General features: G+C 65.9%; 11 protein-coding genes. 1 reads left to right on the top strand and 10 read right to left on the bottom strand.

Going from position 1 to position 13,108, the window contains the following annotated elements; all coding sequences use genetic code 11:
* Positions 1 to 15 precede the first annotated feature (15 nt).
* The 6 genes from GGR00_RS25310 to GGR00_RS25285 all read right to left on the bottom strand — a co-directional run bounded on the left by GGR00_RS25310 (position 16) and on the right by GGR00_RS25285 (position 7,564).
* A complete protein-coding gene (locus GGR00_RS25310; protein ID WP_055973461.1) occupies positions 16 to 2,409 on the bottom strand; it encodes a polysaccharide biosynthesis tyrosine autokinase in 2,394 nt (797 codons plus the stop codon).
* A 152-nt stretch (positions 2,410 to 2,561) separates the two neighbouring features.
* Positions 2,562 to 3,455, bottom strand: coding sequence for a UTP--glucose-1-phosphate uridylyltransferase (locus tag GGR00_RS25305; RefSeq protein ID WP_055973458.1), 894 nt, complete (start codon positions 3,453 to 3,455; stop codon positions 2,562 to 2,564).
* A gap of 63 nt (positions 3,456 to 3,518) precedes the next feature.
* The gene (locus GGR00_RS25300; protein WP_055973456.1) at positions 3,519 to 4,469 is read right to left on the bottom strand and encodes a glycosyltransferase family 2 protein; all 951 of its coding nucleotides are present in this window, start codon (positions 4,467 to 4,469) and stop codon (positions 3,519 to 3,521) included.
* Positions 4,459 to 5,388, bottom strand: coding sequence for a glycosyltransferase (locus tag GGR00_RS25295; protein ID WP_184702083.1), 930 nt, complete (start codon positions 5,386 to 5,388; stop codon positions 4,459 to 4,461). The genes GGR00_RS25300 and GGR00_RS25295 overlap by 11 nt, the downstream gene beginning before the upstream one ends.
* Positions 5,385 to 6,371, bottom strand: coding sequence for a glycosyltransferase family 2 protein (locus GGR00_RS25290; RefSeq protein WP_184702081.1), 987 nt, complete (start codon positions 6,369 to 6,371; stop codon positions 5,385 to 5,387). The genes GGR00_RS25295 and GGR00_RS25290 overlap by 4 nt, the downstream gene beginning before the upstream one ends.
* 29 nt (positions 6,372 to 6,400) lie before the next feature.
* A complete protein-coding gene (locus GGR00_RS25285; RefSeq protein ID WP_184702079.1) occupies positions 6,401 to 7,564 on the bottom strand; it encodes a glycosyltransferase family protein in 1,164 nt (387 codons plus the stop codon).
* Positions 7,565 to 7,731: 167 nt separating this feature from the next.
* Between GGR00_RS25285 and GGR00_RS25280 the strand changes: the two genes are divergently transcribed.
* Positions 7,732 to 9,117 carry a polysaccharide pyruvyl transferase family protein gene (locus tag GGR00_RS25280; protein ID WP_184702077.1) on the top strand — a complete coding sequence of 462 codons (1,386 nt, stop codon included), beginning with the start codon at positions 7,732 to 7,734 and terminating at the stop codon, positions 9,115 to 9,117.
* Here the strand turns inward: GGR00_RS25280 and GGR00_RS25275 are convergent.
* The 4 genes from GGR00_RS25275 to GGR00_RS25260 form a co-directional block, all read right to left on the bottom strand.
* Positions 9,019 to 10,479 carry a lipopolysaccharide biosynthesis protein gene (locus GGR00_RS25275; RefSeq protein ID WP_184702075.1) on the bottom strand — a complete coding sequence of 487 codons (1,461 nt, stop codon included), beginning with the start codon at positions 10,477 to 10,479 and terminating at the stop codon, positions 9,019 to 9,021. The two genes, GGR00_RS25280 and GGR00_RS25275, sit on opposite strands and share 99 nt — an antisense overlap.
* Complete coding sequence (locus tag GGR00_RS25270; protein WP_184702073.1) at positions 10,476 to 11,657, bottom strand: glycosyltransferase; 1,182 nt, start codon at positions 11,655 to 11,657, stop codon at positions 10,476 to 10,478. Before GGR00_RS25270 ends, GGR00_RS25275 begins: the two co-directional genes overlap by 4 nt.
* 39 nt (positions 11,658 to 11,696) lie before the next feature.
* Positions 11,697 to 12,776, bottom strand: a complete 1,080-nt coding sequence (locus GGR00_RS25265) for a glycosyltransferase (protein WP_184702071.1) — start codon at positions 12,774 to 12,776, stop codon at positions 11,697 to 11,699.
* Positions 12,773 to 13,108, bottom strand: a 336-nt coding sequence (locus tag GGR00_RS25260; protein WP_281389316.1) for a UDP binding domain-containing protein, incomplete at its 5' end; no start/stop codon positions are given. The genes GGR00_RS25260 and GGR00_RS25265, both read right to left, overlap by 4 nt.

Genomic DNA, 13,108 nt, shown 5'->3' with positions numbered 1-13,108 from the left:
TGACGGCTCCGGCCGTCAGCCGGCGACCTTCACCTTGGGCTCGCTCTTGTCGACATAGTAGCTGGAATATCTCTCCAGGAACTGTTCCGAGCCGCCATAGGCGCCGTAACGCGGCAGCTTCTTCAGATCGACCTTGTTGAGCACCAGGCCAAGGATCTTGCTGGCGATCTGGGGCTCCGCATTGAGCGCCGAGCGGACCAGCGGACGCGGCGTCGCACCCCATTCGGCCACCAGCACGAAGCCGTCGGCAAGCGGCGCGAACGCCTTGGCGTCGACCACCGGGCCGAGCGGCGGCAGGTCGACGATGATGTAGTCGAAGGTCGCCTTGGCATCATCGATGAAGCGCCGCATGCCCGCCGAGGACAGCAATTCGCTGGTGTGCGAGAAACGGCCCCGGACCACTGCCGGAACGATCGCCATCTTGGTCTGGCGGTCGACCTTGATCACCGACTGCCAGCCCTGGTCGTTGACCACCGCCTCGACCAGGCCTTGCTCGGCATCGATGCCGAGGCTGCGGCTCAGGCCCGGATTGCGCAAATCGGCGTCGATCAGCAGCGTCTTGGCACCATTGCTGGCGATCAGGCCGGCGAGATTGGCGGCCACCGTCGACTTGCCCTCGCCCGGAAGCATCGAGATGACGCCGATCACCTTGCAGCCCGTGTCCTGCAGCACGACGTCGCCGGCGATCTTGGTGCTGCGCAGCGTCTCCGCGAACATCGAGGCCGGGGCGTCGACGGCGATGCGCATCTTGGCCCGGCGCTTGGCTGCCTCGGCGGCGCGCGTCGGCGGCTGGGGCGGCGGCGTGCCCATCTTGCCTGTCTCGGTCTTCGGCGCCTCCTTCTTGTCGTCATTCGAACCGAGCAGTGGCAGGTAGCCGAGGAACTTGACGCCAAGCCGCTCGCGCACGTCCTCGGCGGTACGGAAGAAGCGTTCGTTGAACTCGTTGAGCGCACCGAAGGCCGCGCCGATGACGACGCCGAGCACCAGCGCCAGCCCGAACACCATCGAGGTGCGCGGGCTCGACGGGCCGCGCGGCATCGTCGCTTCCGAAATCACCCTGACCTTGGCAATGGGGAACGAACGCTGCTGCGACGCCTCCTCGTAGCGCGACAGGAACGTCTGGTAGAGCGTGCTGAGCGCGGTCGCCTGCTGCTGCAACTCGCGCAGCCGCACCTGCGCCTGGTTGGCGCTGGAATTCTGGCCGGTCGCCTCCGAGACGCTGTTGCGCAGCGCCGTCTCGCGCGACTGCGCCACCTCGAATTCGTTGCGGTAGGTCTCGGAAAGCTGGCTCAGCTCGCGGAAAATCTGGTTGGCGAGGTCCGTCTGCTCTTTCCTCAAGGCCACGGCCTGCGGATGATTGGGACCGAAGCCGGCCGAAATCTCCTGTTCGCGTTTGGTGACGCCCGAATGGCGCTTCTTGAGGTCGGAGATCAGCGGGTTTCCGGCCACCTCGGCCGACAGGGTCGAATTGCCGACGGCCGCTTCCGGCCCGCTTTCGACGATGGTGCGGTACTGCTCGTAGCGCGCCCGCGCCTTGGCGGTGTCGGCCTGGGCCAGGATCAGCTGGGCGTTGAGGTCGGACAGCTGCTGTTCGGCGATGGTTTCGCCGCGCGCTGCCGCCAGGCCGTTCTCGGCGCGGAATTTCTCGACCTCGAGCGCCGCCTTCTGCGAACTCGAGCGCAGCTCTTCCAGCCGGCCCTGGAGCCAGACGGCGGCCTTTTCGGTGGCGTCGAAACTCGCGTCGAGCTGGTCGGCGACGAAGGCGTCGGCATAGGCCCTGGTGATCGCAGCCGCCAGTTGCGGATCGTGCGCGCTGTAGCCCATGGAAATGACGTAGCTGCGGCCGGAGCGCTCGGCGATGATGTTTGCCTGGAGCATCGCCACCGCCTGCTCCTTGCGCGCCGCTGCCGCCATCGCCTTGCGCTGCGCCTCGGTGAGTTCGGTGCCGCCCGCGACGTCAGGGGCGGAGCGGAATATCTGCAGGAAGCCGCGGGCATAGCCGACCAGGGTCGACAGCAGCGACTTCGGCGGCTGCATGAAACTCGGGTTCTGGTCGAGCTTTTCCTTGTCGACGACCACCGCGGCCAGGCGTGCCGACTTGATGATCTCGATCTGGGAAAGGATCGCCGCATCGGTCTGCATGTTGACCGGCGTCGCCGAAACCTCGTCGACCATCTTGTTCATGCCCTCGTCGATCAGGACGCGGGTCGAGGCGGTAAAGGTCGGCGGCGTCGTCTGGAGGTAGACGAGCCCGAGCAGCAGGCCGACCACCGCGCCGACGCCGACCACCTTGGCCTGGCGCTTGGCCATGGCCAGCAGGCGTTCGAGATCGATGAAGTCGCTGCCTTCACGCGGCCCCTCGCGAGACGCGGGGATGCGGTTGTTGAAGGGGAAGCTGGCGTAGTTCATCTGCGTTCCAGTTCTTGCTGAGCAGCGCCCGCTGCTCGCTGGGTTCTGGCGAAGCCGACTTCAGCTACGCAACTGCTGTGCCTGTCGGGGCACGCATCATTCAAACGTTGTCGAAGGCGAACCGTTTCATCCGCCTTCGACAGTTCATGGCTTCAGGCCGCGGCGACGTGATCGTGCTCTGCGACCATGTCGCGGATGGCGTCGAGCACGGAATCGCGGATGTCGGCCCGCTTCAGCGCAAAGGCGACATTGGCCTGGATGAAGCCTTCCTTGGAGCCGCAGTCGAACATCCGGCCATTGAACGGCCGGGCGAAGAAGGCCTGGCTTGCGGCAAGCCGCACCATGGCGTCGGTCAGCTGGATCTCGCCGCCGGCGCCGCGCTTCTGGGTGCCCAGCAGGTTGAAGATCTCCGGTTGCAGGATGTAGCGGCCGTTGATGTAGAAGTTCGACGGCGCGCTGGCCGGCGCCGGCTTCTCGACCATCGCCGTAACCTCGAAGCCCGAGCCGACGTCGGGACCCTTGCCGACGATGCCGTATTTGTTGGTCTCGCTCGGATCGCACTGCTCGACGGCAATGACGTTGCCGCTGGTCTCGGCGTGCAGTTCCATGATTTCGGCCAGGCAACCGCGCTTGCCGAACGACACCATGTCGGGCAGCAGCAGCGCGAAGGGTTCGTCGCCGATGATGTCACGGGCGCACCAGACGGCATGGCCGAGCCCGTGCGGCGCCTGCTGGCGGGTGAAGCTGGTGGCACCCGGCACGGGCAGCAGGCTTTCCAGCGACTTGATCTGGTCGACCTTGCCGGCCTGCTCGAGCGTGCCCACCAGTTCGGGATGCAGGTCGAAATAGTCCTCGATGACCGCCTTGTTGCGGCCGGTGACGAAGACGATGTGCTCGATGCCGGCCTCCAGTGCCTCGTCGACGGCGTACTGCACCACGGGCCTGTCGACCACGGGCAGCATTTCCTTGGGCATGGACTTGGTCGCCGGAAGGAACCGCGTGCCGAGACCCGCCACCGGGATCACCGCTTTCCTGACTTTCTTCATCGTGCCAATCCTCTCGATCATGTCAGTCTCCTCGTCTTGGTCTTGGCCGTCCCGGCGATCGCATCATTTGCCGGGCCGGTATGCGAACTGCCGGGCAACCCGGCGCAGCCGGACTGCGATCGGCATTCGCAGATGGCGAACCGCCGCCGGGTCCCCCAGTGCGGTTCTGATCGCCTTGAGCGGCGACCGCTGCTTGATGTGCTCAACCAGTGACAGGAATGAGGCAGCCTGCGAGAGGCTGCGCGTCCGTCGCGTGAACGCTTTTCGAGCCTCGGTGTCGAGCGTGTTGGATGCCTCGAAGGCGGCGTCGGCGCGCTGCATCGCTTCGATGTGGTGAAGCTCCAGAACCCTGGAAATCGAGCCCTTGCGGACGTGATAGGCATAGCCTACGGCCGGTTCGACGGCGCAGCGCCCGCCATTGGCGAGCGCGCTGGCGAGCAGGATGTAGTCCTCGCCGATGCGCAGATTTTCGTCGTAGCGCAGACGATGGCGCTCAAGATATTCACGCAAGAATATCGGCTTCATGTAACCAAAATTGAACGTGGATTCGAAGACGACATTGCCGCCGATGAAGTCGGCCAAGGTGAGATTCGCCAGATCTTCGAGATAACGCTCGGGAAACATCACTTCCGGCGGCGTGCCATCTTCTCGAATCACCGCGATATTGTCGACGGCCATCTCGGTGGAGCTCTGCTCGGCGCGCGCAATCATCGCCGCAAGCCTGCCGGGCAGCACGGCATCGTCCGAATCGAGAACCGCGACCCAGCGGCCGCGCGCCGCATCGAGACCGGCATTGCGCGCCCCGCCCGGGCCGCGATTCGTCTCCAGCGCCAGCACCCGGACGCGGGCGTCGGCATGGGTGCATGCAAGCTCAAGCGTTGCGTCGGACGAACCGTCGTCGACGACGATCACCTCGACGCTGGCCTCACGCTGCGCCAATGCGCTGTCGATGGCGCGGCCGAGCGTCGCCTCGGCATTGTAGGCGGCGATGACGAAGCTGACGTCAGGCTGCATCCTGGCCTCCTTCATTGCCGTAGAGACGCAGTTCGCGGGCTCCGACCAGGCCGCTGAGAACGCCGACATGCATCACGCCGCGCAGCAGGCTGCGGTTGCGGCTGACAGGCTGGAACGCGGCCAGCCCGGCTGCTGCAAAGCAATAGCCAGCCTTGGCCGAGGCCTTGGCCAACTCGCCGACCCGCCCGGCGCCGGGCCGCTTCGAGCCGAGCAACCGGCCATGCGTCTGCCCGACGCGGAAGCGCCGCCTGGTGAGCCAGGCGAACGACGCGCGTGTCGAAGGCACAGGCTCCTCCACCCAGGCCTCGGAGGCATAGGCGATGCGGCCGCCGGCGCCGAACACCTGGTCGAAGAACTCGGTGTCCTCGCCGCCGGACTGCCCGCGCGCCAGACTGAAGCGGCGGCCGGCGATTCTGGGCGAAGCCATGCGAAGCAAGGCATTGCAGGTGTAGCCGGTACGAATTTCGCCCTGGACGAAGACGGGATAGGTCGAGTGGAAGTCGCCGACCTGCATCCAGCCCGGCGCCCCTGCCCCGTAGCGTGCCTTGACCGGGCCCAGCACCACGTCGGCGCCGCTCGCTTGAGCGGTTTCGACCAGGCGTTTCAGCCACCCACCGGTCGCCTTCTCGTCATCGTCGATGAAGGCGACAAGATCGGCCGAACTGGCATCGAGGCAGGCGTTGCGGGCAAGCGAGATGTTGCGCGCCGGGCTATGCACGTAGCGGACCGGCAGCGGCAGTTCCTCGGCAAGCGCAAGGACCAGCGGCTGTGCACTCGGCACCTCGTCATTGTCGGCGACGACGATGCCGATGCGAAAGCCTTCCGGCAGCTCCATCGCCGCCAGTGAACGCAGCGTGTCGGCCAGTTCCTTGCGCCGGAACGTGCAGACGCAGATGTCGATGCTTGGCGTATCGGTCACGCGGCTCGCCCTCCTGCTGGCATGCCGGCAAGCTGGAGCCAGAAGCCGAGCGACCAGGCGAAATGCATGACCATCGCCGACACGCCGGCGAGCGCGAGGCCCGGCCTGCCGGCGCGCAAGGCCAGGGCAAGGCCGTAGCCAAGGCAGATCGCAGCCCAGGCGAGGAACGGCACGGCGAAGATCCAGTGCACGAACGACAGCACGGCAAGACCCGTCGTCGGCGCCACCATCAGCGGCACCATCTGGCGGATCTTCGGGACGACCCGGTGCTTCAGCAGGTTTTTCGCCCGTCCCCGGCCGTAGCCGAGATACTGCCGGAACAGCCCGCCAAGCGAACCGCGCGGAAAATAGGTCATCCGCGTCTGCCCACTCATCCAGATGCGGTAGCCGGCCTGACGCAGGCGATGGTCGAGCTCGGCGTCCTCATTGTGGCTGAAGCTCTCGTCATAGCCGCCGATATCGCGGAACGCGGCGATATGCATCAGCGCGTGATGGCCGTGGTCGACCCATTCCCCAGAAGAGCCATGCCTGTGCTTCGATCCGCCGGTGCCCAGCTTCGAGTTCTGCGCCGCCGCCGCCGCCTGCTGGACGGCGCCGTTGCCTTCGGTCAGCATCGAGACCACGACGGAATCCGCACCCGTTTCCCGCGCCTCTTCGAGCAGCCTGTCGCAATAGTCGTCGGGATAGCCGCCGTGGGCGTCGATGCGGATCAGGTAGTCGGCGCCATCGCCGAAGCGTTCGACGGCAAGGTTGATGGCAGCGCTCTGGATGCGAGCGGGATTGTCGATCAGCACGACAGTGTCGTCCCGTGCCGCGATGTCGGCAACGATGGCGCGCGTGGCATCGCGGCTGCCGCCGTCGGCGACGATGATGCGGGCGCCGAGCCGCCGTGCCGCCGGGCGAAGCTTGCCCAGCAGGCCGCCGATATGGTGCTCCTCGTTCAGGCACGGAATGACGATGATGGCGGGTGAAATCTCGGTCATGAAGCTGCTTATCTTGGATGCGTTGGGTGTCAGGCGGCGATGGCGCCGATCGTGCCGTCCCGGTTTTGGGCGGCGACGCGTTCGAGCCTTGCCACCAGGGCGCGGCAATCGGAGCGGCTGCACACCCACGTCGCGGGATCGCGGGCAAGCACCGCCCCATGCAGGGCGGCGTAACGCTCGTTCGTCATGTCCGAGAGGGTTTCCGTCAGTGCCGCGACCGACGGCTCGGACAACACCAGCCCGATCTTCTGGCGTTCGAGGAAGCTGGCAGTTTCCGTGCCGGCCATGGCGATCGGCACCGTGCCGAAGCGGCAGCCTTCATAGAGCCTGTTGGGCAGCAGCCATGTCGAGTTCTGGCCTTCCTCGAAGAAGTCGATCGCCCATGAGAAATGCACTTGCGCGTAGATGTCGGCCATGTCCTCGGGGTTTCGGTAGGCACCCTTAAACGCCAAATGGGGCTCCGATTGGACGAAACCATGGAAATCCGGGAACTCCGAAAGCGCCGGCCGACCGCGCATGACGAGTTCGAATCGGCCCTCGGCGCTGCGCGTGAAATCGGCCAGCAATTCGAGCGACTTGCGGCAGCGCAGCGCCCCGAACCAGCCGATCTTCCACGGCAGCTGCGGTACCGGTGACGGCGCCATGTCGAACCGAGGCTCCAGTTCGAGCAGCTTGTTCTCGAGCAGTTCGATCGGGGCGTCGATCTGTCCGAAGCGCTCGAAATAGTGGCTGACGAAGGCCGGGGAACTGGTCAAAAGCAGGCTGACATTGCGCCCGAGCAGGCGCTCTGCGCCGCGCAGGGTCTTGCCGAAAATATCCTCGCGCAGCACCAGGCGGTGGATGTCGAGACACTCGTAGACGATAGGCACGGATGACGAAAATGCGCTGCGGGCACGCTGAGCCAGCGCCAGCATTTCGAGATTGCGGGCAACGATCACGTCTGGCACGGCGACCGATTTCAGCGACGCGGCAATGCTCGTCGCGGCAAACGCGACCGCGCCCAGCCGCTGCGCAAAGCGGCCGTCGCGCGTGATTCCAAGGTCGATCGGCGTCACGCCCTCGACGTCTTCGAGTTCTTGCGTCCGGCGGAAACCAGCGAGCGTAACGCGCGCGCCACCAGCCTTGAGCATGATGATCCGTCGACGAACTGCCGGGTCGGAAACATCATGCACCAGGTACAGAACATGCAGCATGAATTCACGCTCGCAGTTTGGCCCACCGCTGACGAGGCTAGTGCACCCATTGCTGCGCCGCAACAATTATTGACTGACCCGACCTCAATTATTGTTGCGCCGCAAAATGGCCGGGTTAGCCTTGTACTTGATTTCCCGACACGACAAATCCGAGGAGGCCAAGGCCCGTGAAGACAGTCATCGTCGAAAATACCGTCTGCCTGAACACCGGCGATGCGGCGATCCTGCTGGCGATCAGGCACATCCTCAAGACGGCCTATGCCGGCGAGTTGCGCTTCCAGGTCTTCGACAGCCAGCCCGAAGTGGCGTCGCGGCTCTACCCCAGACAAGCCTATCCGGACATCGAGATTCGCAAGCTGCTCTCGGAATCCATCTTCAAGTATCCCTATGACGACAACCGGCTGAAGAACCTGGCCAAGCCGATCTACAACCGCCTCGCGCTCAGCGCCCTGCGCCATTACGGCAAGAGCCGGGCGCTGGACGAGACGATGTTCGGCGCCGAGGACCGCCGCAGCCTCGACATGTACCGTAAGGCTGATCTCGTCGTCACGACAGGCGGCACCTATCTGGTCGAGAACTACAATCTCGAACGCCGCCTCAACCAGTTTCGCATCGATGCGACCTTCGGCAAGGACCCGGTCTTCTTCACCCAGTCGCTCGGGCCGTTCGACAAGGACTACAACCGCCGTGAACTGAAGCCGGTCTTCGACCGCAGCCCGCTGATGCTGCTGCGCGATGAGCGCTCGCGCGGCCACCTCGCCGGCATGGTCGACGCCCCCGGCAAGTGCCATGTTGTCGCCGATTCGGTGTTTGCGCTGGCCGACACCGCGCGCATCGAGGCCCTGCTCTCGGCCGGCACGCCGCCACGGCCGACCGGCCGCGTCGGCATTTCGGTGCGGCACTGGAACTACGTCAACGACGGCGCCGACGGCATGCACCGGTACATGGATTCGATCCGTGGCATCGCCACCACGCTGGTGCGCGACCACGGCAAGCAGGTGACCTTCGTCTCGACCTGCCAGGGCGTGCCGGAATACGCGCACGACGATTCGAAGACCGCGCGCGCCATCGTCGCCGAGCTCGATGCCGATGTTGCCGCCCGGGTCAGCGTCGATGCCGGCTTCCACACGCCCGAACAGCTGATGGAGCTGGTCAAGGGTTTCGACTTCGTCGTCGCCACCCGCATGCACATGATGATCATGTCACTCTGCGTCGGCACCCCTGTGCTGCCGATCGCCTACGAGTTCAAGACCCGCGAGCTTGCCAAGCGCGTCGGCCTCGCCGACCTGCTGCTCGACATCGACACCGTGACACCCGAGGAAGCGAACGCCAAGCTCGCCGCCTTCGCCGGCAATCTCGACCGTCTCAGGGCAACGACGATTGCGGCGGTGCTGGAAGAACATGTCTCGGCCATGTCGGCCGCCGACCTCATCAGGCCGCTTCTGGCCGACACCTCAACGAATGTTGCGGGCGACGGTCTTCCAGGTTTCGACAAGGGCGCGACGGGACTGGGGCACGGCGACCATGAAGCCAAGCGCCACCGCGTAGCTTAGGGCCGCCGCGGTCAGGGCCGCCACGATGTTCGACTGCGCGATGAGCGCAGCCGGCAGGTAGCCGTAGCCGAGCCAGGCGACGGCCGCCGCGACGATCAGCAGGCCCTGGACCATCAGGAAGTCGAGCGCCGAGACCGGGCCGGTACGGCCGATCAGCACCGCCAGAACCGGCAGGCGCAGCACGTAACCGCTGATCGCATAGGCGGCGGCAACGCCGACCGCGCCCCATTTCAGCCCGACGGCGAAGGCCAGCACCGTCGTCAGCGCCGAATAGACGCCCCAGCGGAACATCGTGCTCGTCTTGCCCTGGCACATGAAGATCCAGCCTGTCGTGCTCGACACCGGCTGCATCAGCCCGGCAATGCCGAGCCAGGCGAAGATCGGCGCCACGCCGAGCCAGCGTTCGCCGAACAGGATCGACACCACCGGCTCGGCAGCGATGGTCAATGCCGCAATGCCGGGCACGGTGACGAAGGCGAGCAGCCAGTTGGTGCGCAAGTAGAGCGCGCGAAAGCGCGGCTTGTCGTCCTGGATGCGGCTGAGCAGCGGCACCATCAGCCGCGACAGGGGCTGGTTGATGTTCTGCAGCGGAAACAGGAGCAGCTTGTAGGCGCGGTCGTAATAGCCGAGTTCGATCGGGCCGGAGAACTTGCCGATCAGGATGTTGTCGAGGTTGCGCGAGAAGAAGTTGACGAGGTTGAAGCCGGTGAGGTTGGCGCCGAAATGCAGGATTTCGCGCTCCACCCTGACGTTCGGCCTGCCCGGTTTCCAGCGCGTCGCCAGCCATGCGCCGAACAGCGTCACCACCGCGCCCGCCGCCGGCCCGATCACCAGCGACCAGTAGCCGAGCCCGGCATAGGCGGCGGCGATCGCCGCACCCAGGCCGGCAAGCGCGGTCGCCACGTCGTTGATCGCAAGCTGCCCGAATTGCAGGTTGCGGTTCATCAGCGCCAGCGGCAGCGCGGCCAGGCTGCCGAGCAGCAGCGGCATGGCGGCGGCCAGCGTGATGCCGGTCATCCTGGCGTCGCCGTAGAAGGCCGAAACCGCCGGCGACAGCGCGGCGATCGCCATCGTGCAGATCAGGCCGGCCAGCGCGCTGATCCAGAACACCTGGTTGAGCTGCGGCTGGCTGATTTCGGGTCGCTGGATGACGGCCTGCTGCAAGCCGAGGTTCTGGAACAGGCCGACAAAGGCGATGATAGGCCCGACCGAGGCGACGAGGCCGAAATCCTCCGGCGCCAGCATCCGCGCGAGGATCACCACCGAAACGAACTGGATGCCGATCTTGATCGCCTGCGCCGCAGCCGTCAGCGCCCCGCCGCGCAGGGCGATGCGCCCCAGTTGCCCGGTGTCGGCGCTCATGCCGCGGCCCTGGTGGCGGCGAGGCGGAACAGCGTGTCGGCAAAGGCGTCGTTGAGACGAACCGAATCGAAGTCGTCTTCGATCTTGCGCCGTGCGGCCACGGCCAGTTGCTCGCATGCCTGGGGGTTGTCGGCGATCCAGGCCAGCTTCTGCGCCAGCGCACCGACGTCCCTTTCGGGTGCCAAAAGGCCGGTCCTGCCGTCCTCGATCAATTCGGGAATGCCGGAATGATAGGTGCTGACCACCGTGAGGCCCGCCGCCATCGCTTCCATCAGCGCCACCGGGATGCCTTCGACATCGCCGTCGCTGGCCTTGACGCTGGGCAGCAGGAAGACATGCGCCTCGCTCAGGCGCTGCTTGACCTCGCTGTGCGGACGCGGTCCCAGGAAGGCGACGCGCTGCGATATGCCAAGCTTCGCCGCCAGTTGCTTCATGGCGTCGAGCAATTCGCCGCCGCCGATCACCGTGTAGGTCCATTCGATGTCGGGCCGCTTGGCCTGTACCTCGCCGAGCGCGCGCAGGGCAAACTCGATGCCCTTCTTCTCGGTCAGCCGGCAGACCGAAATCAGCGACAGCGCAGCCTCCTCGCGTGCGACCGCCTGGAAGCCGATCGTGTCGGTATCGACGCCCATGTGGTGCACGGCGACGGTGTCGGCTGCCGCGCCCGCCTCGATCAGCGCCTTGCGGAAGAAGCCATTGACCGGCAACTGCAGCGCACCGTGCCGGAACACGACCTCGTAGCGCGACAGCGTGCCGTCATGCATCGGCGCGCCGACGTCATGGCCATGGAAAATCGTCACCAGCGGCGCTGCGATCCGCCGCCGTTTCATCGATCTCGCGACGCGCAGGCCGTTGTTGCCGAAATGCGCGACGATGACATCGTACTTCTCGAGCTTGCGGGCAAAGGCGATGTCGAGCGCCGTCGACGCCTTGTCCCAGAGCTTGCCCGACCATTTGCGCAGCGCCGGGCGCAAGGGTCCGAGCGCGCCCCACCATTGCTCGACACCGCCGGGCAGGTTGCGCCAGCGCGGATCGTCGATGTTGCGCTCCTTGCCGAACGTCGTCTCGTTGCAGACGACGCCGACCTCGATGCCACGCTCGAGGCAACCCTCGATCTGGTCGAGCACGAAGGTCTCGGACAGCGAGGGAAACTTGTCGACGACGAAACAGACCTTCATCGATGCGCTCTCCACGAACCCGGCCGGACAAACGCCAAGTCAGGCAGCCTTGTGCAGGCGTTGCGCCGCCGCGCGCTCGAGCACGCCCATGAAGGTGGCGAACTGGGCGTCGGGATCGAGCTGCGGACGCTCGGAAAACTCGCGCGCTGCCGCCGACAGGCGGTTGTACTCGACCCTGTCCTGCCACAGCCGGCGCACGGCGCCGACCCAGTCGTCCAGCGGCGCATCGTAGTCGACAACCACGCCGCCCTTGCCGATCGCTTCGGGCAGACCGCCGCGGCGCGAGCCGACGACGGGGATACCGCTGCAATGCGCCTCGGAGGCGACGCGGCCCCAGGCCTCTTCCCATTTGCTCGGCGCAAGCAGGATCTTGGTGCGGCCATAGACCGTCTTCATATTGCTGGTGCGGCTTTCGAGCCTGACATTGCCGAGCGGCGCGATGGTCTTCTCGATACGGGCGCGGTGGTCGTCGGCCAGTTTCCAGCTTTCGACGAACAGAAACGGGATGTCGGGGCAGCGCCCGGCGATCCGCACAGCCAGCTCGAACCCCTTTTCCTCGTATGGGTTGATCAGCGTCACGAACTCGCCCGTCGTCGGCGTGGCGTAGAGCGCTGGATCGATGGTCGGCGGGATCACCGTCGACTCGATGCCGAACCTTTGGCCGTAGGCGCGGGCGGTAAATTCCGAATTGGCGATGTATCGGGCCGACTGAAGTTCGCTGAGGTCGCCGGCGAGTTCATGGAATTCGACATTCCTGAGATAGACGACCAGCGGCACGCCCTGGGCCTCCAGCGCCTTCCCGATCGGCACCGACTTGTGGCACTGGACCACCGCGACGTCGGGCCTGAGCTTCTGCACGGCAAAGCCGGCGGCTTCCCATGGGAACCACGCGCGGACCACCGGATAGCCGGGGAAAGTGTCGATGACGGCGCGTTGCCGCGTCAGCTTCATCTTGGCGCGCGCCTTGAAGCCGAACATGCCGTCGCCGAACAGGGCGGCGAGCACGGAAGCCTCATGGCCATGCGCGCGCAGCTGCTCGACCAGATGATGCGTGCTCGATTGCACGCCGCCGCTGAATTCGGGCGTGTAGCCGTTGCCGCCGGCAAACAGAACCTTCATGCAGCCAACTCCTTTGTCACTCGGTCGTCCTGCCCACCCACCTTTCGGCCGATGGAGACGTAGGTAAGGCCGTGGCGGGCGACGACGGCCGGGTCGTAGAGGTTGCGGCCGTCGAAGACGACCGGCGTCGACAGCTGCTCCCGGATCAGCTCGAAGGACGGCGCCCGGAAGTTCTTCCACTCGGTGGCGATCAGCAGCGCATCGGCGCCGCGCAGCGCCGCCTCCTTGGTGCCGCAGAGCATCAGGTCGTCGCGCTGGCCGAAGATCGTCTGCGCCTCGTTCATCGCCTCGGGATCGTAGGCCTGGACCTTGGCGCCCTCGGCCCACAGCGC

This window comes from Aminobacter aganoensis (assembly GCF_014206975.1).
GTDB lineage: Bacteria > Pseudomonadota > Alphaproteobacteria > Rhizobiales > Rhizobiaceae > Aminobacter > Aminobacter aganoensis.
The sequence above is the reverse complement of the archived record's forward strand: the minus strand, read 5'-3'. Positions and strand labels throughout refer to the sequence as shown.

What these genes read in the sequence shown, in the direction of transcription:
- GGR00_RS25310 (WP_055973461.1), bottom strand. Translation starts at nt 2,409, where the DNA reads ATGAACTACGCCAGCTTCCCCTTCAACAACCGCATCCCCGCGTCTCGC.
- GGR00_RS25270 (WP_184702073.1), bottom strand. Translation starts at nt 11,657, where the DNA reads ATGAAGGTCTGTTTCGTCGTCGACAAGTTTCCCTCGCTGTCCGAGACC.
- GGR00_RS25305 (WP_055973458.1), bottom strand. Translation starts at nt 3,455, where the DNA reads ATGAAGAAAGTCAGGAAAGCGGTGATCCCGGTGGCGGGTCTCGGCACG.
- GGR00_RS25300 (WP_055973456.1), bottom strand. Translation starts at nt 4,469, where the DNA reads ATGCAGCCTGACGTCAGCTTCGTCATCGCCGCCTACAATGCCGAGGCG.
- GGR00_RS25265 (WP_184702071.1), bottom strand. Translation starts at nt 12,776, where the DNA reads ATGAAGGTTCTGTTTGCCGGCGGCAACGGCTACACGCCCGAATTCAGC.
- GGR00_RS25275 (WP_184702075.1), bottom strand. Translation starts at nt 10,479, where the DNA reads ATGAGCGCCGACACCGGGCAACTGGGGCGCATCGCCCTGCGCGGCGGG.
- GGR00_RS25290 (WP_184702081.1), bottom strand. Translation starts at nt 6,371, where the DNA reads ATGACCGAGATTTCACCCGCCATCATCGTCATTCCGTGCCTGAACGAG.
- GGR00_RS25285 (WP_184702079.1), bottom strand. Translation starts at nt 7,564, where the DNA reads ATGCTGCATGTTCTGTACCTGGTGCATGATGTTTCCGACCCGGCAGTT.